The sequence below is a fragment of the Streptomyces sp. NPDC087906 genome (assembly GCF_055584925.1).
Map to the genome: position 1 here is coordinate 16,938 of NZ_JBVJLC010000004.1, position 22,245 is coordinate 39,182.

Annotated in this window: 15 protein-coding genes; 4 read left to right on the forward strand and 11 right to left on the reverse strand. The window is 72.5% G+C overall.

The genetic code is table 11. From position 1 onward, the window contains the following. Positions 1 to 5: 5 nt before the first annotated feature. The 10 genes from ACZ63I_RS13715 to ACZ63I_RS13760 are packed head-to-tail and all read right to left on the reverse strand — an operon-like array spanning position 6 to position 11,637. A complete protein-coding gene (locus ACZ63I_RS13715; protein WP_469338421.1) occupies positions 6 to 968 on the reverse strand; it encodes an alpha/beta hydrolase in 963 nt (320 codons plus the stop codon). Next, a complete protein-coding gene (locus ACZ63I_RS13720; protein ID WP_469338422.1) occupies positions 965 to 2,563 on the reverse strand; it encodes an FAD-dependent monooxygenase in 1,599 nt (532 codons plus the stop codon). Before ACZ63I_RS13720 ends, ACZ63I_RS13715 begins: the two co-directional genes overlap by 4 nt. Next, positions 2,560 to 3,570: an NAD-dependent epimerase/dehydratase family protein gene (locus ACZ63I_RS13725; protein WP_469338424.1), complete on the reverse strand. Its 1,011-nt coding sequence runs from the start codon at positions 3,568 to 3,570 to the stop codon at positions 2,560 to 2,562. Before ACZ63I_RS13725 ends, ACZ63I_RS13720 begins: the two co-directional genes overlap by 4 nt. Continuing rightward, entirely contained in the window at positions 3,567 to 4,829 is a 1,263-nt protein-coding gene (locus ACZ63I_RS13730; RefSeq protein ID WP_469338425.1) for a nucleotide sugar dehydrogenase, read from the reverse strand. The genes ACZ63I_RS13725 and ACZ63I_RS13730 overlap by 4 nt, the downstream gene beginning before the upstream one ends. Positions 4,830 to 4,879: 50 nt before the next feature. Beyond that, the gene (locus ACZ63I_RS13735) at positions 4,880 to 6,493 is read right to left on the reverse strand and encodes a class I adenylate-forming enzyme family protein (protein WP_469338427.1); all 1,614 of its coding nucleotides are present in this window, start codon (positions 6,491 to 6,493) and stop codon (positions 4,880 to 4,882) included. A 28-nt stretch (positions 6,494 to 6,521) separates the two neighbouring features. Beyond that, complete coding sequence (locus ACZ63I_RS13740) at positions 6,522 to 7,466, reverse strand: UbiA family prenyltransferase (RefSeq protein WP_469338429.1); 945 nt, start codon at positions 7,464 to 7,466, stop codon at positions 6,522 to 6,524. 17 nt (positions 7,467 to 7,483) lie between these two features. Continuing rightward, positions 7,484 to 8,311, reverse strand: coding sequence for a class I SAM-dependent methyltransferase (locus ACZ63I_RS13745; RefSeq protein WP_469338430.1), 828 nt, complete (start codon positions 8,309 to 8,311; stop codon positions 7,484 to 7,486). A 22-nt stretch (positions 8,312 to 8,333) separates the two neighbouring features. Beyond that, complete coding sequence (locus tag ACZ63I_RS13750; protein ID WP_469338432.1) at positions 8,334 to 9,452, reverse strand: DegT/DnrJ/EryC1/StrS family aminotransferase; 1,119 nt, start codon at positions 9,450 to 9,452, stop codon at positions 8,334 to 8,336. Then, a complete protein-coding gene (locus ACZ63I_RS13755) occupies positions 9,449 to 10,648 on the reverse strand; it encodes a DegT/DnrJ/EryC1/StrS family aminotransferase (protein ID WP_469338433.1) in 1,200 nt (399 codons plus the stop codon). Before ACZ63I_RS13755 ends, ACZ63I_RS13750 begins: the two co-directional genes overlap by 4 nt. Next, entirely contained in the window at positions 10,645 to 11,637 is a 993-nt protein-coding gene (locus ACZ63I_RS13760) for a 4-(cytidine 5'-diphospho)-2-C-methyl-D-erythritol kinase (protein WP_469338434.1), read from the reverse strand. Before ACZ63I_RS13760 ends, ACZ63I_RS13755 begins: the two co-directional genes overlap by 4 nt. Before the next feature lie 219 nt (positions 11,638 to 11,856). On the opposite strand from ACZ63I_RS13760, the gene ACZ63I_RS13765 reads away from it, so the two are divergent. The 4 genes from ACZ63I_RS13765 (at position 11,857) to ACZ63I_RS13780 (ending at position 19,312) form a co-directional block, all read left to right on the forward strand. Further along, positions 11,857 to 12,867: an AIR synthase-related protein gene (locus tag ACZ63I_RS13765; RefSeq protein ID WP_469338436.1), complete on the forward strand. Its 1,011-nt coding sequence runs from the start codon at positions 11,857 to 11,859 to the stop codon at positions 12,865 to 12,867. A gap of 1,344 nt (positions 12,868 to 14,211) precedes the next feature. Then, positions 14,212 to 15,273: a helix-turn-helix transcriptional regulator gene (locus ACZ63I_RS13770; RefSeq protein ID WP_469338437.1), complete on the forward strand. Its 1,062-nt coding sequence runs from the start codon at positions 14,212 to 14,214 to the stop codon at positions 15,271 to 15,273. A gap of 101 nt (positions 15,274 to 15,374) precedes the next feature. Next, positions 15,375 to 16,361 carry an AfsA-related hotdog domain-containing protein gene (locus ACZ63I_RS13775; RefSeq protein WP_469338439.1) on the forward strand — a complete coding sequence of 329 codons (987 nt, stop codon included), beginning with the start codon at positions 15,375 to 15,377 and terminating at the stop codon, positions 16,359 to 16,361. 323 nt (positions 16,362 to 16,684) lie between these two features. Beyond that, positions 16,685 to 19,312, forward strand: a complete 2,628-nt coding sequence (locus ACZ63I_RS13780; protein WP_469338440.1) for an AfsR/SARP family transcriptional regulator — start codon at positions 16,685 to 16,687, stop codon at positions 19,310 to 19,312. On the opposite strand, the gene ACZ63I_RS13785 is transcribed toward ACZ63I_RS13780, so the two are convergent. Next, the gene (locus tag ACZ63I_RS13785) at positions 19,290 to 22,139 is read right to left on the reverse strand and encodes a helix-turn-helix transcriptional regulator (RefSeq protein ID WP_469338442.1); all 2,850 of its coding nucleotides are present in this window, start codon (positions 22,137 to 22,139) and stop codon (positions 19,290 to 19,292) included. The genes ACZ63I_RS13780 and ACZ63I_RS13785 overlap by 23 nt on opposite strands. Between the last annotated feature and the right edge of the window lie 106 nt (positions 22,140 to 22,245).

Genomic DNA, 22,245 nt, shown 5'->3' on the forward strand with positions numbered 1-22,245 from the left:
CGGCGTCACACGGAGCCGGTGAGCTTGCGATCCAGCCAGTGCTCCGCGATCGCGTACCAGTCGGGAGCCGTGCGGTGGAGATTGAGTGAGTGGCCGGTGCCCGCGATGACGTGGGTCTCCAGCTCCGCCTCCGGCGCGTAGAAGTCCTTCTCGAAGTCGTGCACGGCCTCGCTGCGGGCGGCGAAGCCGACGTCCGCGCTGCTGAACAGCGCGTCGTGCTCACCGACGACCAGCAGCACCGGGACCTTGACGGCGCGCGAGTACTCGGGCAGGTAGGTCTGCGGCAGGCTCTCGCCCTCGCCGAGGGTGGCGGTGGCCTTGATCTGCTCGTTGAACCGCGACAGCTCGGGGTCGATCCCTTCGGCGTGTTCGAGCATCCGGGAGCGCAGCCCGGGGCGCTGCGTCATGTACCACTTCGGCAGTGCGGGGTCAGCGATGACCGGGTCCTGGGACGCGGGGTGGAAGAAGGTGATGACCTCGTCGTAGAGCGGGGCCGTGGTGTGCAGCATCCCCGTCACGACGAGCGCGTCCACGTCGGCGTGGCGCGCCGCCTCGACGATGGCGAGACCCGAGCCGAAGGAATGGCCGACGCTGACGACGGTGTCGAACGAGTGACCGTCCGGGGTGCCGGAGCGGAGCTGCTGGACGACGTGGTGGATCACTTCGACGTTGCTGTCCACATCGACGCGTTCGGCTTCGGGGCGGCTGCTCGCACCGGTGCCGAGCCGGTCCAGGAGCAGCACGGCGTGGCCGGCCCGCAGCATGTGCGCCGAGTAGTCGTAGCTGCCGGGGACGGTCCAGTAGCGCCGGTCGTAGGTCAGCCCGGCCAGCAGCACCTGGACGGTGCGGGCGCCCTGCTCGGGGATCAGCAGCCGGCCGTGGATCAGCCATTCCGTGTCCGGTTCGGCGGCGGGCCGCACGCTGAAGACGAGGTCCTCGGCGGTGACGTCGGTGGTGGCAGTGGTCATGAGGTGCTCCTTGACTGGCCGTTGGCCGGACGCGCCACGGCGCCGGACGGGGGTTCTTCGAGGGCTGCGGACGACGTCGGGTAGGGAATCCAGTCGGCGGGTGACCCGGCCGGCCGGGGAGCGGCCGGGCCGCCCGGCGGTATCGCGGCCTGCGCGGGGGCCTTGCGCCGGCGCCGGGCGCCCGGTCCGTGGGTGGTGCTCGGCGGTCCGGCGGGCTGCGGGCCGCGCGGACCGAGCAGCGCGGCGGCCAGCACCCCCGGCCGGAAGACCGCGTTGGGGGAGGCGGTGAGCTGGGCGAGTTCGAGCAGCACGCGGGCCGCCGACTCGTTCGTGGGCGCGGCGGCGGCGACGCGGTCTACGTAGCGCTGGCCGATCCGGGTGACCAGGTCGGGCGGGCTCGGCTCGGCGGCCCACGGGTAGTGCAGGTCGACCGCGGTGGCCAACTGCCATGCGGTGCGGCTCTGTTTGGCCAGGGCCCGGCGCAGCCGGTAGCTGATGCCGACGGTGGTGCCGTGGCTCTCCAGCATCGCGTCGAGGAGCAGCGCCGAGCTGACGGCGACGGACATGCCTTGTCCGTACGAGGGGTTGAAGGCCGCCATCGCGTCGCCCATGACCAGGAACTGGTCGGGCCACCTGCGCATTTTCTCGTAGTGGCGCCAGCGGTTCTCGGTGCGGCCCGAGTTGTGCACGGGACCCAGCGGGGTGGCGTCCCTGATCGCCTCGTGAAGCACCGGGTCGCGCAGACCGAGGGCCAGTTCGAGGAAGCCGGCGTGGTCGGTGGGGGGCCGCTCCCCGCCGCTCGTCGACACCGACACCATCCACTTGCCGCCCTCGATGGGGTTGAGGATGCCCTGGCGCGGGTTGTCGGGTGTGGCGAGCAGCAACATGCAGGTCCAGTCGGCGACATGGCCGACCGGTGGGGCGAGCACGACGCTGGCGTACGCCGTCTTGGCGTCCACCACGCTCTCCTTGGGCTTGCCGTAGCCGAGTTCGTCCAGCCAGTGGGGCGCCCTGGAGTTGCGGCCCGAGGCGTCCACCACGAAGGACGACTCCAGCAGGCGCTTCTCGCCCCAGCCCCCGGCGCCCGCCGGGTCCTTGCCGCGCACCCAGACACCGGTGACCGTGTCGTTGCGGCCGGCCCGGAGTCCGAGTACCTCGTGCTCCTCCAGGAACGTGACCCTGGGGTCGGCGTGCAGCCTGGTCCGCAGCACGGAGTCGATGACGTCCCGGCAACCGGTCATCATCGTGAGGCCGCTCTCGAAGCGTGGCATCCAGCCGCCGGGACCCAGCATGAGCATGTCCTCGGGCATCCGTACGGACACCATCCCGGACGCCAGCAGTTCCCGGCCCACACCGGGGAACAGCCGCTCAAGTCCCTGGTGTCCGGCGGACATCAGGTTGTGCGCGTGCCGGGACTGGGCGACGCCGCGACGCCAGCGCGGGCCGCGTGGCAGCCGGTCGCGCTCGACGACCGTCACGTGCCGCACGTGGCGGGCCAGGGCGGCGGCCGCTGTCAGCCCCGCAACGCTCGCCCCGATCACGACAGCGTGTCCTTCGCCGTCTCCCGGCTGTGCGGAACCCGCGTTCAGGTTCATCTGTCTCGCCCTCCTGGGTGCGTGGTGGCTCCTGGGTGCGTGGTGGCCCGCGCGGACGCGCCGGCGTCGGTCCCGGCGAGAGCCGCCAGCACCGAGGGCAGGCCGTCGGCCACCGTGGGATGGGCGGGGCTCCAGCCGAGCTCGGTACGGGCCCGGCGGTTGGAGACCCGGTAGGACGTGGTGAGCGACCGGGCGACGGCCCGCCCCAGGGCGAGCGCGACCAGCGGCTCGGGGACACCCGAGACCTTTCGCACACCGCTGAGACGGGCGAGGTGCCGGGTGAGGCCGGCGAGCGGCAGCGGTTCGTCGTCCACGAGGTTGTACGCGCCGCGCGCCGGGGCGTGGTCGAGCGCCGCCAGATATCCGTCGGCCAGGTCGTCGAGGTGGATACAGCTCCAGTGGTTGTGCCCGCCGCCCGGGTGGCGGAGCCGGCCGGAGGGAATCTGGTCGAGGAACGCCTGCTTGAAGTTGCCGCCGGGCCCGTAGACGAATCCCGCGTACAACTCCACCGCGTCCAGGCCGCGTTCGCCCGCCGCGCGGACGAGCGCCGCGGAGGCGGCATGGCCGGCGCCCAACGGCGACGGGGTGTGCGGGGTGGACTCGGTGATCCACCGGTCCCCGTGGTCCCCGTAGACGAAGGCGCCTCCGGTGTGGAGCAGCCTGCGGCCGTGCCGGCGGCAGGCGTCGGCGAGCGCGCCGGTCATCGTCAGGTCGGCCGCGCGCATCCGCGCCACCCGGCCGGCGGTGAGCCGGCCGGGCACGCGCAGTTGCGCCGCGTGCACCACGGCGTCCGACTCGGCCACCAGCGGTACGTAGCCGGCCGGTTCGAGCATGTCGCAGCCGCGCACCCGGGCCCCGGCGGCCGACAGCGCCGTGGCGGCCGCCGAGTGCGAGTCGCGCACCAGCGCCGTCACCTCGCGGCCCGCCGCCAGCAGTCTGCGGCTGACGGCGCCGCCGACGAAGCCGGACGCCCCGGTGACCAGGACCCGCCGCCTGTCGCCGCTCACAGGTGTTCGACCGCAGGGCCCGCGGGCAGCCGCCGCCGGCAGTCGAGGACGTACGAGGCGTGCTGTGCGACCAGTTCGTAGTCGAAGGCGGCGTGGTCGGTGAGCAGGACGACGGCGTCGGCGTCGGTCAGCTCCTTCTCGGTCAGCTCGACCCTGGACAGCCGCTGGTCGACCGTGGCGTCCTCGACGACATGCGGGTCGACGGCGCGGACCACGGCGCCCATGCTCAGCAGCCCGTCCACCACCCGGGCCGACGGCGACTCGCGGGCGTCGCCGGTGTCGGGCTTGTAGGCGAGGCCGAGCAGGAGCACCCGTGCGTCCTTGAGCGCCCGGCCGCGCTCGTTGAAGCCGTGGATGAGCCGCTGCACGACGTATCCGGGCATGTGGTCGTTGATGTGGTTGGCCAGCTCGACGAACCGGAACAGCCGCCCGACCTTCCGCTCCACCTGCCAGGAGAGATACACCGGGTCCACCGGCAGGCAGTGCCCGCCGACCCCCGGTCCCGGGGTGAACCGCATGAAGCCGAACGGCTTGCTGGACGCGGCGTCGATCGCCTCCCAGACGTCGATGCCGAGGGTGTGGGCGTACATCGCCAGCTCGTTGACGAGCGCGATGTTGACGTGCCGGAAGGTGTTCTCCACGAGCTTGGTCAGCTCGGCGACCTTGGTGGACCCGACGGGGACCGTCTTCTCGATCAGTGAGGAGTAGAAGGCGTTCACCGCGTCCAGTGAGCGCTCGTCCACCCCGGAGACCACCTTCGGGGTGCGCTCCAGCGTCCAGGTCCTGTTGCCGGGGTCGATCCGCTCGGGGCTGTAGCCGAGCTGGAAGTCCGTACCTGCGACCAGGCCCGAGTACTCCTCAAGGAGCGGGGCGACCAGCTCTTCGGTGGTCCCGGGGTAGGTGGTGGATTCGAGGATGACGGTGGCGCCCTCGCGCAGATACCGGCCGAGGGTGCGGGCCGCCGACTCGATGTGGCTCAGATCGGGTATGCCCTCGCGCAGTGGCGTCGGCACACTGATGACGGCGACGTCGAACCCGCCGACCTGCCGCTCCTCGGTGGTCGGGCGGTAGGTCCCCGCGTCGAGCGCGGCCGCGAGCCGCTCCGGCGAAACGTCCTCGACGAACGACTCAGCGGCGGCGAGCCGCTTGATGCGCTCCTCGCTGATGTCATAGCCGACGACCGTATGGCCCGCCTCGGCGGCGAGCATGGCCAGGGGAAGGCCGACATAGCCCTGTCCCATGATGACGATCTTTGGCATCGTCCAGTCCGTTCCTGTGATGGCCGTTGAGTGGGTCTGTTCAGGTCCAGTCAGGTCCAGCGGCCGGTGCCGAAGGTGGCCTGGGACTGGAGCACGCGCTCGCGGAGGTCGAAGCGGCGGACCTTCCAGGTACCGGTCCGCGGGAAGTCCTCCCAGGCGATGACATGCGGCGGTGCCAGGTCCGGGAGGCCGGCGGCCGCCGTGCGCCACTGCTCTTCGGTGAGTTCGCCTGAGGCGAGGCTGACGACCGGGACGGGGAGACCGCCGGGGTTGCCCAGCACGATCACCTCGGTGGCGCGCTCGATGCGTTCGAGCAGGATCGACTCGAGCTCGATGGAGCTGGCGCCGGGGATCAGGTCGACCTCGCGGTCGACGATGCGCAGGCTGCCGGTGCGGGACCGGACACCCAGGTCGCCGGTGTTCCACCAGCCGTCCCAGTTCTTCTCGTCGTGGCGGTCGTCCTCACCGAGGTAGGTGAGGCAGCGGCCCTTGGTGCGGACGAGAACCACGCCCTGCTTCCCCGCCGCCACCGGCTCGCGGGTCTCGGGGTCCACCACCCGTACCCGGGTGACGAACGGCACGGGGCGGCCGACGGTGTTGGTGACCGGGTCGAGGGCGCCCGTGTTCTTGCGGATACGGGCGCGTGAGTAGACGGCCATCGCGACGGGGCCCGTCTCGCTCTGCCCCCACACCTGCCCCCACACCGGGCGGCGCTGCTCGCTCGCCTCCATGAACTTGGCGACGGTCCGGGGGTGGATGGCGTCGAAGGTGTTGAGGTAGGCGCGCACCCGCCGGAACGCCTCGGGGTGCGAAACGGTCAGCGGCTCCCAGCGCTGGTAGATGTTGGGGCAGGTCTCCAGGATCGTCGGCCGATGCTCCGACAGATGCGCCGCCGCGGTCTCCGGGTCCGCGTCGGCCAGTACCAGGACCTTCTTGGGCGGCCTGGCGAGCTGGGCGAAGGTCCAGGTGATGGCCCGGCCGTGGGCGAAGGCGATGCTGGAGGCGAAGACGTCGTCCGGTCGGACGGCGAGCCCCGGGATGGGCATGGTCTCCAGCTTGGTCAGCACCCCGATGAGGGTGTTCGGGGAGTGCACCACGAGCTTGGGGACCCCGGTGGTGCCCGAGGTGTGGGTGCAGATCATCGGCTCGTCGTTGCCGCGCAGATCCATCGGCGGGACGGTGGCGCCACCGAGTTCGCCGAGCGGTGTGCTGCCGGGCACCTCGGCCCGGCCGCCCACGGCCAGGACGCGGGTGTCCTTCCCGGTGAGGGTGACCCCGGCGGCGACCGCCGCCGCCAGCACCGCGTCCGACGCGACCAGCACCCGCGGCTCCAGGCGGGCGAACATGGCGGCCAGCACCGCGGGCGGGTTGGTGTCCGAGATCATGGCCGGCAGCGCGCCGATCCGGGCGGCGGCTGCGGCCAGCAGGACGACGTCGTGGTGGTTCTCCTTGACGATGGCGACCCGGTCGCCGCGGCGCACTCCGGCCGCGTGCAGCCGGCCCGACATGTCGGCCACCAGCGCGGCCAGCGCGGCCACGTCGTACTGCCTGCCGCCGTCGGGTGCGATGTCGAAGGGACGGTCGAGGTGGTACGTCGGCGCGGTCGCCCCGGCATACGCCTCGAACAGCGCTCCGAGATTCTTGGTACTCCGGTTCTTCTTCATGCCCAGCCTTGTCTTCCAGGGGGTCGGTTCAGCGGACGGCGAGCAGATTGGCGGCGAGCAGCAGGACGACCCCCAGGCGGTGCGCCCGGCCGCCGAGCTTGCGGGCCACCAGCAGCTCCCCGCGGACCACTCCGGCCACGACCTGACGGCCACGGGTCACCAGCAGGGGGACGAGCAGGACCAGGAACCACCAGGGCACGGCGTGGGCGGCGCAGGCCCACAGCACGGCCGCCGGCTCGGTCAGGCTGAGCAGCACGATCACCGTGCGGCAGGCGCGCGGGCTGAGCACGGTCGCCAGGTTCCGGCGGCCGACGGCGAGGTCGCCCGCCCGGTCGTTGATGTTGGAGTAGACGGACACCAGCAGGCTCCACAGGCCGGCCAGGTAGGTCTCCAGGACCACCATCCCGGTCACGTCGCCGTGGGTCAGTCCGTAGGGGATGAAGACCACCAGTGCGGTGGGGATGAACAGCGCCAGCTCCTGGCCGCCGTGGTAGCTCAGCCGCAGTCCGTACGAGTACTGGACGGCGATCGCCACCATCAGCGGGGTGAGCCACAGTGCCCATCCCGGCCGGTGCGGGGCGACGAGGAACGTGACGGCCAGCGCGACGGCACCGGCGGCCAGCAGCGCGTAACCGCAGCGCAGCGCCTGACGTACCGTCAAGTCCCCGTTGAGCAGCGGCTTGCGTTCGAGATTGCGCAACTGCCGCTGGTCCGGGTCGTAGTTGACACGGTCACTGCCGTCCCGGAAGCCGGTGACGTCGTCGAAGGCGACGGAGGCCCCGCACACCCCGATCCAGCCGAGTGTGACGACGACCAGGGTCACCAGGACGCGCGGGTCGCGCCGGAGGTCCGGCTCCAGCATCGTCCAGACCACGAGGGTGGCCAGGTAGTAGTCGAAGAACGACAGCTTCGCCAGCCGCGCGTAGGCGCGTGGCGAGGGAGCCTTCCTCGGTGTCTCGATCGTCCCGGTCATCGCGTTCGCCCCCGCCGTCAGTCGGTGCGCGGCTTGCGGCCGGTGGTGGATATCTGGACCTGGCTCAGCCAGTGGTACGCCGGGTCGCCCATCTCCCTGACCGCCTCGTCGATACGCTCCTGGGTGACGAGTCCGGCGGCGACGATCCTGGGCGCCATGAACTCCAGCCAGAGCTGGTAGTGCCTGGCCTGCCGGGAACCGCCGCGGACCATGACGACGCGCCCCTCGGCGCTGACGTCCTGGAGACCGCTGCCGAGCGCGAGAGCCAGGTCCTGGTGGCCGCCGATGGGATCGTGACCGGCCTCCCGCATCAGCCCGTATCCGGCGGCGCGTACGTCCTGGAGGAAGTCCGGTGACGCCGCGCTGCGGAAGAGGGTCGAGGAGTCGGTGTCCTCAAGGAAGAGCGTGCCGCCGGGACGCAGCGCGCCCACCATCCGGCCGAGCAGTTCGGCGCGGTCCGGCAGGTGCTGCAGCAGCATCCGGGCGTGTATCAGGTCGAAGCCCTCCTGCGGCAGCTCGTCCTCCCGCAGGTCGAAGCGCCACACCTCGACTCCCGCCGCGTCGGCTCCGGTGAGCCTGCCGGTCTCCAGGTCGGCGGCGACCACCCGCCCTTCGGGGCCGGTCAGTTGGGCGAGTCTGCGGGCCGCCGAGCCGGAGCCGGCGCCCAGTTCCAGGCAGTGCCAGCCCGGGGCGACACCGATCCGCTCGAAGCGCTCGAACGTGCCCGGGTCCCAGATGGCCTCGTTGGTACGCAGCCGCTCCGTCTCCTTGTCCCACAGCGGGTCGAAGACGTAGTCCCGCGTGGTGGACCCCTCTGTGCGGGGGTCGTGCGCTGTGGTGGTCATGGTGCCGGGTTCCTCCGTGGGCTCAGGCGAAGAAGTCGCAGACGGTGTCGGCGATGTGCTCGACCTCGGCGTCGCTCAGGTGCGGCCAGATCGGGATGGCGAGATTGGACCTGCTGGCCCACCGGGCGTGCGGCCAGTCGGCGCCCGCCGGGGCGTGCTCCGCGAAGGCGGGCTGCAGCGGCAGGGGCACCGGGTAGTAGATGTGCGTGCCGACGCTGTGCTCCGTGAGGTACGCGCGCAGGTCCTCGCGGCGCTCCACCTGCAGTGAGTAGACGTAGTAGCAGCGGCCGTTGCGGCCGGCGGGCGGTGCCTTGACGCCCCGCTCCACCAGCCCCTGGAACCGTTCCGTGTAGTAGTCGGCGATCTGCGCGCGGCGCTCCAGCCGGTCCTCGAAGGTGGGGAGCCGGTGCAACTGGAACGCGGCGATGATCTCGTCGAACCTGCTGTTGCGGCCGATCCGGTGGTGCAGGAAGCGGTGCACGCCGTCCTGGCCGTGGTTGCGCAGCATCCTTACGGCGGTGGCGAGTTCGGGATCGTCGGTGAGCACAACCCCGCCCTCGCCCGCCGTGCCGAGCGCCTTGACCTGGAAGAACGAGAAGACGCCGAGCGTGCCCCAGCGGCCGGCCGGCACACCGTCGAGTACCGCGCCCTGTGCGACGGCCGCGTCCTCGATGACGGGCAGTCCGTGCCGCTCGGCGATGGCGTTGATCCGGGGCATGTCGGCCATGATCGAGAACAGATGGGCCGGCATCACGGCACGGGTGCGCTCGCTGATCAGGCTCTCCATGGCGGCCGGGTCCATGACCATCGTCCAGGGATCGACATCGGCGAAGACCGGGGTGGCGCCCGCGTTGACCACCGCGCTCGCCACCGGCTGGCAGCAGAACGCGGGCACGATCACCTCGTCGCCAGGGCCGATGTCCAGGGCCCCCACGCAGAGTTCGAGGGCGCCGGTACCGCTGCCGCACGCCGCCACGTCGCCGGCCCCGGTCGCCTCCCTGATCCGGTCCTCGAACTCCGCCGTGCGGCGTCCGAGGATGAAGCGCTGTTCCGGGTCGGTGCCCACCTCGAACATCGCTTTGAGCAGCGCGTCCCGGTCCGCCTCGAAGAGGTCCTGGGGGAAGAAGGGCAGGGTCCTCACGACAGCCTCCCGGTGAAGAACTCGCTGATGGCGTCGGTCACCCGGGACATGTCCCGGTCGGTCAGGTCGGGATGGAAGGGCAGCGCGACGGCCCGTTCGCAGGCGGCCTCCGCCACGGGGAAGTCACCGCGCCGGTGGCCCAGTCCGGCGAAGCAGGGCTGGAGGTGCAGCGGAGTCGGGTAGTACGTCTCGGTGCCGATGCCGCGCGAGGTCAGATGGCTGACCAGCTCGTCGCGCCGCTCGACCTCGATCTCGTACACGTAGAAGACGGAGTCGGTGGGGACGGCGCGGACCACCGGGCGCGGGAGGCGCAGGATGCCGGGGAGGCCGTCGAGCCGCTCGGTGTACCGCTCGGCGAGCCGAGCGCGGGTGGCGATGTCCGCGTCGAGACGGCCCAGTTTGGCCATCAGCACGGCCGCTTGGAGGTCGTCCATCTTGCTGTTGGTGCCGGAGGCGCCCGACAGGTTGGAGATGCCGGCGATGTGGTCGATGGTCTTGCCCATCCGGCCGTGGTGGCGCAGGATGCCGGCCTGCTCGGCGACCTCGTCGTCGTCGGTGATGATCATGCCGGCGTCGCCGAGCGCGCCGAGTGTCTTGGTGGGGAAGAAGGACAGCACGCCGCCCTTGCCGAGCAGTCCGGCGTGGGTGCCGTTCCAGCGCATCCCGATGGCTTCGGCGCTGTCCTCCAGCAGGGTGATCCCGTGGTTGCGGGCGACCTCGGCGATGGCGTCCAGGTCGGCGGTCTGCGTGAAGAGGTGGGCGGGCATGACGGCGCGGGTCCTGTCGGTGAGGACCTGCGCGAGGGAGGCGGGGTCCATGGCGTAGGTGTCGGGTTCCACGTCGGTGAATACCGGTACCGCGCCGATCGAGGCGACGGCCGTCGCGGTGGCGGCGAAGGTGAACGCCGGTACGGCGACCTCGTCCCCGCGCCGTACGCCCGCCGCCCGCAGCAGCAGGATCAGCGCGTCGGTACCGCTGTTCACCGCGATCGCGTGCCGGGCGCCGGTGTAGCCGGCGATGGCACGCTCGAACTCCATGACCTTGCGGCCGTGGGAGTACTTCCCCCGCTCCAGTACGTCGTCGACATGGCCGGCGATCGTGGGCCACAACGTCTCGAACGAGGCCACCTGGGAGAAGAACGGCACCCCCGGGTCCGCACGCCCACCGGTCGGCACCGGCGCTGCCACTGTGTTCACGCTGCTCCTTCACTGATGAGTTGACGGCCCTGGCCCGGATCGCCGTCGGCCGGCACGAGCGCGGCACCGCCGACCGGACCGTGGGCGATGTGTACGGCGCGGCAGTTGCCTGACGCGGTGAGCGCGGCGGCCAGCTCTCCCGCCGCTGTCGCGTCCTTCGCAAGGAAGGCGCAGGTCGGGCCCGAGCCGCTGAGCAGCGCGCCGAGCGCGCCCGCCTCGTGTCCGGCGCGCAGCGTCGCCGCCAGGTCCGGGCGCAGGCTCAGCGCGGCGCGGTGCAGGTCGTTGCGGAGATGGCCGGCCAGCCGCCCGGGATCGCCTGCGGCGAGTGCGGCGTACAGCCCGGCGGCGGGCGGCGCCGGGAGCTGCCGGCCACCCAGCCGGTCGTGCAGCCGGTCGTGCTCGGCGAAGACCTCGGGGGTGCCCAGGCCGCTGTGGGCCACAGCGAACACCCAGGAGAAGGAGCCGGCGGCGGGTACGGGGGTGAGCCGTTCGCCGCGTCCGGTACCCAGCGCTGTGCCGCCCAGCAGGGCGAACGGCACATCGCTGCCGATTGCGGCCGCGGTCTCCGCCAGCCAGTCAGGGGTGCGGCCGGGCTCGAAATCCGCGTCCCACAGGGCCGCGCAGGCCAGCAGCGCGGCGGCGGCGTCGGCGCTGCCGCCTGCCATCCCGCCCGCCACCGGGATCCGTTTGGTGAGGTGGAGGTGGACGGCGGGCCGCACACCGAGGCGGCGCGCGACGCGCAGCGCCGCCACCGCGGCCAGGTTCCCGGCTCCGAGCGGCACCCGGCCGGCGTCCTGCCCCGAGACGGTGATCCGCAGTTCGTCGTCCGGTGTCGCCGTCACCGTGTCGTAGAGGGACACCGCCTGGAAGACGGTGGCCAGTTCGTGGAAACCGTCAGCTCCCGCCGCGCCCACACCGAGGTGGAGATTGACCTTGGCGGGCACCCGGACCGTGACGCCCACCGGACGGCGCGCCTGGTTCTCGATCATGTGACTGCCGCCTTCCTCGGGTGGTGTGGGCTCTGCCTGCGCCGATGGTGGGTCGGTGTCCCTGCGTGCGGCTAAAGCGGCCCGAGCCGTCGTATCGAAGACAAGTTGCCGTGCAACTTGTCTTCGCCGAAGGGGCCTTGGCACGTTCTCGGGGGGTGGGCAAGCTGAGCCGACGAGCCCGGTTCGTCCCGGGACTCCGCCGACCGAGGGAGGGCCACTGTGCGGATACCACCCGACACGAACGCCGGTCAGGTGTCCCTCGACGACGACTACGGTTCGCCGCCGGGTGCGGCCCTTTCGCAGCTCCTGCGGGACGAGCTCGCCGATGTGCTCGGCGATCTCGGCCCGCTGCCCGACGGCGGCCGGCCCGCCCTGGTGACCGGCTCCTACGTGGTGGACCCACCGTTCTACGGCAGCGGTGACGCGGGGCATCTGGCGGTCTGCTCGGTCGTCAACGAGCTGGCGGCCACCGGCGCCACGCCGCTCGGCATCACCCTGTCCGCCGTCATCGAGGCCGGCCTGCCGCTGCACCGGCTGCGCCGGCTGGCCCGGTCGGTGCGCGCGGCGGCCTCGGACGCCGGTGTCCGGGTCCTGGCGGTCGACGCGCGGGTCGTCAGAGCGGGCGAGACCGATCAGGTGTATGTCCAGGCCACCGGAGTGGGAGTGCTGTGCGGCGCCCCGCTGAGTGCCACCGGTGCCCGTCCGGGTGACCGGATCGTGCTGAGCGGCAGGCTCGGTGGGCACGGGGCGCATCTGCTGTCGACCAGGGACGGGCTCGGTTACGAGAGCATCGTCCAGGACGACTGCGCCCCGCTCGCCGGTCTGCTGGCACTGGCCCGCGCCGGGGCGCCGCCCGGCGCCGTACGCGCTGCGCGGCATGTCAGCCGGGGCGGACTCGCTTCGGCGCTGCACGCGTTCGCGAACGAGAGCGGGCTCGAACTGCGGCTGGAGGAAGGTGTGTTGCCGGTCCAGTACGAGGCGCGGCTCGTCCTTGACGCGGTCGGGATCTCACCGGTGCACGCGTCGAGCGAGGGGTGTCTGTGCCTGCTGGTCAGGCCCGAGGACACCGGACAGGTACTCGCTTCGCTGCGTGGGCACCGGCGGGGCGCGCACGCGGCCCTGGTCGGCGAGGTGCTGGCCCGGACGGACGGCGCTCCGGTGCGGCTGCTGACACCGGAGCACGGTGCCGTGCCGCTGCTGCCGGAGCCCTCGCCGGCGCGCCTCGCGTGACGGGCCTCGCACGAGGGCCGGCGGGCCGGCCGGCGAAGCGGTACGCGGGATTCCCGAATGCGGTCGCTCGCGGGTTAGTCGACCACGCGCCTGGCCGGACCGTTCGTTACTCAGATCACACCATGTCCCGGCAAGCTCATTGCCGTCGCGCCTTACTCCCGTATTCGGTTCTCGATATCGCCGTCCGGTCCAGGACCCCCTTCACCGACCGCCCTCTGCCGGGAAAAGGAAGAAGGACGTCAGGTGATTGGCTGGAACGAGCAGCGGCGACGCACCGCGAAGGGCCCATTCCCGGCGGCCGCACCTGCTGTGCGCTTCGGCTCGAACACACCGTGCTACATGGCGTGTTGCCATGCCCGCCACGGACCCGGCGCGGTGGGAGCGGCGGCGCGCGGAGGGAGGGCGTCACCGCGTGGGTAGTGGCTGATTACCCGTGTCGGCGCGGCGCCGCCGCGGGCACCCGACCACGCGTCACTCTCCGCTACCGGCCGGAGCCCCCGCCAGCGCTCGGATTTCGGCTTGTCCACCCGCCGGGCCCGCTTCCCGTGGCGCACCGCATTGCACCGGAACGAATTCGGCGGTGGCGTTGGCCGAATGTGTTGGCCCACCGGTGCCCACTTCCGAGAGCGACGGTCAATTCACGCGACGCCGCGCTGGGCGTATGCCTTCCCGTACCACGGACAAGGTATCGGCGTGCCGGTCCATGCAAAATCGGCACGGCGGACAATCGGGATCCGCATTGCCGAATCCCGCACGGCCGGCCCATACGACGACACCGTCCCGATGATCACCGCGGCACGGCCCGACGGGGCAGCCCCGCCGCCGGACTTGGGATTCCGGGGCGGGGCGTGAGGCCCCTCCCGGTCGGCGGGGGATCCTGGGGGCGGGACCTGCCCGCAGCATGCCCGGCCCCGCTTGGACGACACTAAAGGTGCGTGGCCGCCCGCAGGGCGGATGGCCCGTCCACCCCCAGTGGACGGGCCACCTGCCTGTGCACTCACACGTGGGACCGCGTCAGAACCTGGTGAATCCCCACCCGTTGTCCTCCGGGCCCATGATCGTCCTTGAGGTGGAGGCGGCCGGGACCGCTTGGGTCCCCGCCCCCGCCTCGAACGCCGACGCCTCGCCCGCCGCGGCCCCTACCGCGAACCAAAGCGCGACCCCGGCCAGAATCGCGGCCGCTCCGTGCTTCGAACCAATACCGCCCATCGTGACTCCCAAGTCAGCAGTTATGTGGTGCGACGGGGAACACCTTGCCCACTGAATGGAACTAGCCCAAGGCATTCCCGATGACGTAAAGTTGCCTGGCATAAAGTTCCACTTCGGGGGAAGGGAAACATGTTGATGCCCGAGAGCAGTGCTTTTGGGAAAAGTCTGACGGAGCTGGACGACACCAGCGCCGACGCCTATCGGCAATCGGTTCTGCTCGGTAGCTATGTGCGGAGCAAGATCGCCGAGACGTTAGACATGTCCCTGGACGAAGCGACCCGCATCGAGGAAACGCTGCTGAGACTGCGTCTCCTGCACCCGATGCCGGGTGAGCCGGACGTCCTGGTGCCCATCAGTCCGGACGCGGCCGTGGCCGATCTGCTCGGTCCGGCCGAGTCCCACATACGCGAGATGCAGCAGTCGGTGACGGACGTCCGTACCCGGATCCTTGCTCTGATGCCCCTGTACTTCGAGGGCCGCAAGAGACGCAACAAGACCGAGGGCTTCGACGTGATCAGCGACGTCGGGGTGGTGCAGTCCATGATCGACGAGTGGGCCGACCACTGTACGGAGATGCTCACGGCCCAGCCCGGCGGATCCCGCTCGGCGAACATGATGTCCCGGGCGCGCCCGGTGACCCTGGCGCTCCTGCGCCGGGGGGTCCGGATCCGCCATCTCTACCAGCACACCATCCGCAGCGATCTGATGACCGCGGGCTATGTGCGGGAGGTCTCCGCGGAGGGCGCCAAGGTGCGCACGACGGACCAGTTGATCGACCGAATGATCATCTACAACCGCGAGATCGTGTTCCTGCCCGAGCAGAACATCGAGTGCCGCGCACCGGGCGCCGTCGTCGTGCGTGAGCCCACCCTGGTCGCCTTCCTGTGCAAGGTCTACGACCATCTGTGGGACAGCGGCACCGTCTTCGAGTCGGGCGCCGACCAGCACTCTTCCGTCACCGACAACCTGAAACGGTCGATCATCAGGCTGATGTCGCAAGGACACAAGGACGAGATGGTCGCCCGGCGGCTGGGGATGTCGGTCCGCACCTGCCGGCGCCATATCTCCCAGATCATGGAGGAGTTGGAGTCCACCAGCCGCTTCCAGGCCGGGGTCAACGCGGCCCTGGCCAGGATGATGGACGAACAGGCCGAGGAGTGGCCGGAGCCCGGCAACCGCGAACCCACCAATTGCTGACGTGCAGCAAGTGGCCACCAGGGCTGCCTGGCCCGCCGCACGGCGGCCCGGCACCCTGGTGGCACGGTGCCCCGCCAGGGGCGTGAACGACAGGAGCCGGCATGGTGTTCGCCTCGGTCGACAACACGCCCTCGGGCGCGGCCACCCGGCATCTCGTCCATCGGCCCAGCCCCTGGGACGGGCGCACTCCCTTTTCCTCCTCGGCCTCCTCCCCGGCCGAGGAGGAGTTCCTGTTCAGCGGCGAACTGCCCTTCGACGACGTGATGTTGAACGACGGGCCAGGGGTCTTCCACGACCTCCAGGCCACGGCGGAGGTGATCCGCGACGTCGGAGAGCTGCTCGGCCCGTGCCACTTCGGGGTGCCGAGCGACCGGACCGGCATCTTCTACCGGTACGCCATCGCCCTCTCCGACCTCGCCCCGTGGCGCACCGCTTCGGGGCCGGGCCGGCTGCTGGCCACCCTCGCCATCCGCCCCGACAAGATCATCGACCGGGTGCCCCGGGCGCTGGAGTTCCGCGGCACCCTGCGGATAGACGACGTCCTGTGCGGCACGGTCTCGGCGAACCTGGTCTTCCTGGCGCCCGTACCGCGCCGCACCCAGCGGGAGTTGAGCCCCGCGACCGTGCCCGCCCCGGCAACCCCCCGGCACTCCGGGGTACCGGAGGCCCGGGTCGACCCCGCGGAGGTGGGCCGCGCCGACCCGGAGAACGTACTGCTGCGTGCCCCCTCGGCACCGGCCAACGGCCGGATCTCCAGCGCTGTCGTCCTGCCGCCGCGCTGGCGCCGCCCGACCCCGGCCGGCGCGGGCCACGTCCCGCCGCTGCTGCTGCTCGAAGCGCTGCGCCAGGCATCGCTGCTGGCCGCCGGACGGACGTACGGCCTTGCGCCAGCGCGCAGCACCCTCGCTTCCCTCCAGGTCAACTTCCGGGGCTACGCGGAGTCCGGCATCCCCATGCGCTGCGCCACGGTCTCCGGGCCCCTGGGGCAGGACTCCGGGGGCCGTCCGCTCGCCCCGGTCACCCTCACCCTCACCCAGGCGGGGCGCACGGTTCTCGAAGCGGTCACCACCGTCGCCGAGGACCACTGAACCGTTCGGCGGGGCGAGGGCCGGCCCGTAGCTGAGCGCCGGCTCTCCGGGACCGGTACTCAGCGCCGCGTCGGCGCCGTCACCACATCCTCCCGGCCGCGGCTAAAGCCCGCCTTGGAGCGGTGCGCGAGCGGGACGGCGGCACCGGAACAGGGGGATGGCTGTCCGGCTTCAGGGGGTGGCAGATCCCTACAGTGAGACTGATCGTTCGAACACAGCGCCACACGGGGGATGTTGGGCCCCGGTGGCACGTCGCATGGACGAAACGAACGGGGGAACACATGCGATTTCGTGTGCTGGGTCCGTTGGAAGTGCGAGCAGGCGTGGGAGAGGCGCAGGCACACGTCCTGACGCCGCGCGCCGCGAAGATCCGCGTGGTGCTCGCCACTCTGCTCATGCGGGCGGGCGACGTGGTGTCGGTGGACGCCCTGATCGACGAACTGTGGGACGAGGCGCCGCCGCGGACCGCGACGACCACCCTGCAGGTGTACATCTCGCAGCTCCGCAAGATGCTCCACGAGGCCGACCCCGAGCACGGCCGCGAAGCACTGCTCACCCGGCCCCCCGGCTACGTGCTGCGGGTGGACCCCGGCGATCTGGACCTCAGCGTCTTCGAACGGTCCCAGACCCTGGCGCACGAGGCCGTGGAGCGGCGGGACCACGCGGCCGTCGCCGACATCCAGCGCCGGGCGCTGGCCCTGTGGCGCGGGCCGCTGCTGTCCGACACCCCGCACGGCGCCCTGCTCGCCGGCATGGACGTCCGCCTCACCGAGGCGCGCACCGCGGCGCTGGAACAGCGGATGCGCGCCGACCTGCGACTCGGCAGGCACCGGGTGCTGATCGGCGAACTCCAGTCGGTCGTCGCCGAGTTCCCCATGCGCGAGGAGTTCCACGCCCATCTGATGGTCGCCCTGTACCGCTCGGGACGGCAGGCGGACGCGCTGCGCGTCTTCGCCGGGCTGCGCCGCACCCTGGCGGACGAACTCGCCGTGGAACCCGGGCGGCCCGTGCGGGAGTTGCACGGCCGCATCCTGGCCGGTGACCTCGGTCTGCTCCGCCCCGCGACACCTGCCGGACCGGTCAGGGCTGCCGGCGCACCGGCCCCCGCCCCCGGCGGTACGTCCGGCCCGGCGGGACTGTCGACGCAGCCACCCCTGCGACTGCCTTCGGCTGCCCGACTGCCCTCACCCGATGGGCTGTTCACCGGGCGCCGAGCGGTGCTCGACGAGCTGACGGCCCTCGTACGGTCGGCCGCACCCGGTGGCCGCGTCGGTGTCACCGGGCCGGCGGGCGTCGGGAAGACCGCGCTGGCGCTGGCCGCCGCGCGACATCTGGCGGCCGACTTCCCCGAGGGCCGGGTGGTCGTCCCCCTCGACTCGTACGGGGCCGAGGCGCACGCCGAGCCGGCCGGCCCCGCGCAGGCCCTGACCGTTCTGCTGCGGCAGTGTGGTGCGACCGGGCCACTGCCGGGATCCGTCGGTGAACTCACCGCGCTCCTGCGGCCGTTGTTCGCCGGGAGGCGGATGCTGCTCATCGTGGACGGAGCCGTATCGACGGCGCAGGCGGGGGCCCTGCTCACGGCGGCACCCGACTGCGTGGCCCTGGTCACGGGGCGGCGGATCCAGGCGGGGCTCGGCGGCCCTGTCATCCCTCTGGGCGTCCTCTCCCCCGCCGACGCGCGCGACTTGCTGGCCGCCGTGTCGGGACGCCGGCACAGCGACGACGTACGCTCCCAGCACGAGATCACCGAGCTGTGCGGACATCTGCCGTCCGCCGTCCGGGCGGCGGGCGCCCTGCTGGCGGCGCGTCCGCACCGGACCGAGGAAGAACTCGCGGCCCGGTTCGCCGACGAGCGCACCCGGCTGTCCGAACTGAGCGCCGGCGATCCGTCCTGCCACGCGGAGCTGCGCGCCGTCTACCAGGCGGCGACGGAGGCCGACCGGCTCACCTTCCGGCTGCTGGGGACGCTGCCGGCCGGGCCGTTCGGGCCCGCGCGGGCCGCGGCCGTACTCGGCACCGGACGTCAGGCGGCGGAACGGGCGCTGGACTCGCTGGTCGACGCGGGGCTGCTGGACGCCGAGCGGGCGCCGGTGGCCGGCGTCGGGCCGTACCGCTTCCACGGGCTGTTCCGGCTGCTGGCGGCCGAACGCCTGGCGCGCGAGGAACCGGCCGACGTGGCACGGCTCGCCGTCGCCGGCCTCTGCGAGGCGCTGGCCGACGAGGCGGAGACGGCGCACCGGGCAGCGCGGCCACAGCCGCCCGAGTGGTTCACACAGCGGCGCCGTACGCTCGTCGAGGCGGTGACGAAGGCGCACGAGGCCGGACTGTGGCGGCACGCCGTACGCCTCACGGAGAGCATGAGCGGGTTCGTGGAGACCCTGGCCGCCTGGGACATCTGGGAGCAGAGCCACCTCCCCGCCCTGGACGGGGCTCGGTGCCTGGCGGACCACGCCGCCGAAGCGCGGCTGCTGCGCTCCCTCGGGGACCTCGCATGGCAGCGCCGCCGGCTGCCCGAGGCCGCCGACCACTACCGCGGCGCACTGCGCGCCGCCCCGGCAGGCGCCGCCGGTGACCAGGAGCGCAGCCGGGCCCTCGTGGGCCTGGCGGATCTAAGCCTGGACGCCGGCGCGGTCCGCGAGGCGGCCGAACTCGTCACCCTCGCCCTGAACGAGACGTCCGGCGGCCCGCGCGGCCGGTGGGAGGCGGAGCGCCTGCTGGCCCTGCTGACGTTGGAGACGGAGGGCGAGGCCGCGGCCCTGCGGCACTTCGAAGAGTGCCGCGTGCTGGCTCTGGCCCTGGGTGACCGACGCCTTGAGTCCTACGCGCAGCGCTGGCTGCGGCAGTTGGGCATGGACGCCGTACGCAGGGACCGGGCGGAGGTCAGGCCGGGCGTATGGCGCATGCGAGCCTCGACGGGAGTGGGCGCGGTCACGGGCGCGGCGGGACGCTGAGCACGCCCTCCCGGGGCGCTTGTTCGGACAGCACCGGGGGCGCTTGTTCGGACAGCACCGGGGGCCCTTGTTCGGACAGCACCGGGGGCCGGTCCGCCGCGATCGCGTCCCCGGTTCCGGGATGGTCGCCGAACTCCAGTCCCAGCGGCAGGTCCTGACGGCGTGTGATGTGCAGCTTGCGGTAGGCGCGGGTGAGGTGCTGCTCGACCGTGCTCGTCGCGACGTACAGCCGCGCCGAGATCTCGCGGTTGGTGTATCCGTACGCCGCGAGTGACGCCACCCGGCGCTCCGCTTCGCTCAGCGGGTCGGCCTGCGCGGGCGCCGTCTCGCGCTCCTGCCTCGGCCGGGGTGGTTCAGCCACCGGGGACTGGCCGGGCAGGATCGACTCGCACAGCGGGGCGGCGCCGCACTCGGCGGCGAGCAGCCAGGCCCGCCGGGTGAGCGCACCGGCCCGGCCGCCCTCGCCCGTCATCTGCAGCGAGCGGCCCAAGTCGGCCAGCGCGCGGGCGAGTTCCAGGCGGTCCCCCGATCGGCGGAGTTCGTCCGCCGCCTGGGCGAGCAGCTTGGGCCTGCGGTTCAGCTCCACCGTCGCCGCACGCAGCCGCAGGGACACGCCCCTGACGCGCGGGTTCCGCGAGTCGGGCAGGGCCAGTTGCTCCACGACCAGCTTCTCGGCGCGCCGCACGTCACCCAGCGCGAGCAGCGCCTGCGCCGCGTCCGTGCGCCACGGCACCTGCTGCGGGCGGTCGAGGCCCCATCTGCGGGCCAGCCTGCCCGCGTGCAGGAACTCACCGAGGGCGGCGTCGTGGCGGCAGGTGGCCCGGTAGTAGTGCCCGCGCGCCCGCAACTGGGCGAGGGCGTGCACGCTGGAGGACAGCCCCCCGGCGAAGGGTGGTTCGAGGCATCGTGCTGCCTCCTCGTACCGGCCCATCTCGGTGAGGGCCATGCTTCTGAGAGCGGCAGGGGCGAACAGCAGCAGCCCGCCGCGGCCGCCCAGCACCGCACTCACCGACGCCGCCTCCCTTTCCGCACCGGCCAGTTCACCCAGCCGCAGCAGAGTCTCCGCGTGGAGCAGCCCGAACACGGCCTCCCAGCCGGGCGCTTCCAGCCGGGCCGCCTCCGCTCTGAGCTTGCCGCAGCGGACCGCCGCTGCTTCGGGGTGGGCGGTGTGCACCAGCGTCCGTACGGCCTGCACCAGCGGGTCGAAGGTGAGCGGGGTCAGTGGGGTGTGCTGGAGGATCTCCTCGGCGTGGCCGGCCGAGTCGCCCACCGGATGCGTCCACAGCGCGGACGAGGTGTGCAGCGGCGTCGCCGTCGTCTCGGCGGGGGCGAGGGCGTGGAGCCCGCGCAACGGGTTCTCCCGGTTGCCGGGCACCTCGGGCGGCGCGGCCCCGCGCGGGTCCAGATAGCCGAGGCTCTCCGCGCCTTCCTCGACCCGGCCCTGCGCGACCAGCAGCCTGGCCAGTTCGCCCGCGGCCGTGCCGGAGAGCCGGCCCTCGCGCAGCGCCGCCAGCGGGCCGGCGAGTTGCCGCTCGGCCGCCGCCGGGTCGGTGCGCCAGGTGACCGCTGCCAGTTGCAGGGCCGTCTCCCAGCGGGTCGCGTCGTCCTCGGCCAGGGTGGCGGCCAGCCGCAGGCAGTCGGCGGCCCGTTCGCTGTCGTCGCCGACGAGGAAGCGCCCTGCGGCCTCCCGGAGTACGGGGACGGCCCAGCCGTCGCGGACAGGTCCGGCCCAGCCGTCCCCGTCCGCGGCGCCGGCCGACAGCAGGTGCCGGACCACCGTCGCCGCCGTACCGCCGGTCCGGTGCAGAACGCGCGCGGTACGCCGGTACAGCGCCGCCACCTCACCGGGTTCCGCCGCGTCCAGGACGACCTGGGCCAGGCCCGGATGGCGTACCCGGCAGCCGTCGGTGATGCCGCAGGCCGCGGGCGCGGCCGTGCGGCGCCGTACGGTGGACGGCGCGACGTCCAGGAGCGCGGCGAGCCGTCCGGGGGTGGCGTCCTCGCCGAGGGCGGCCATGGCGAGAGCCGCCGTACGGGCCGCGGCCCCGCTCCGGCGCAGACAGGTCAGAGCGGCCCTGGCGAACGGCCCCCAGGCGGCGGGCTCGGCCCATTCCCCGGCGCCGTCCACCGGCGGCGGACACTCGCTGAGCAGCGCCTTCACGAGCAGCGGACTGCCACCGGTGAGCCGGTACAGCTCCCCCGCGAGCCGGTCATCAGCCGGCCGGCCGGTCGTCAGAGCGAAGAGCGCAGCCGTGGCGGCCTCGGTGAGCCGGGCCGCCCGTATCCGGACAAACCCGGGGTGGCGCAGAAACTCCGTGCTGGTCACCGGGTCGTCCCCGGCGTCGCCGGGCGTCATGCTCACCGCCAGCAGAACCGGTACCTCGCGCAACACGCCTGCCAAAGCCGAGAGTTCGGCGAGTGAGGACCGGTCGGCGGTGTGCAGGTCATCGACACACAGGACGAGCGGGCGACGCGCGGCAGCCGCCTGTACCGCACCGACGAGTCCGCGCTGCGGCGCCCCGCCGGGCGAAGCGGCCCGCAGCGCGGCCGTCAACTGCCCCACCACGTCGCTCCGCAGGCGCTCGTCACCCTGCCCAGCGACGGCGCCCACCACCTGCGCACCCCGGCGCCGCGCCCGCGCGGCCAACTCCCCCAGCAGGTCCGTCTTGCCACACCCCGGCGGCCCCTCGACAAGCACGACCGCCGGAACACCGGCGACGACCCCCTCCAACGCCCCTTCCAGCAAGGCGCATTCCTCATCCCGGCCCACGAACGCCACTACCGCCTCCGCTTCCCCCGCCGACTCGCCACCCGGCAAACCGGGCACAACCAGCTTAGGAACGAACGCCCACCACGAGGACCGTCAGAAACTGCCGGACAACAAGTGCCGACGAGTGCCCCCCAGGTCATCAGGCACAAGATCGGCGGACCTC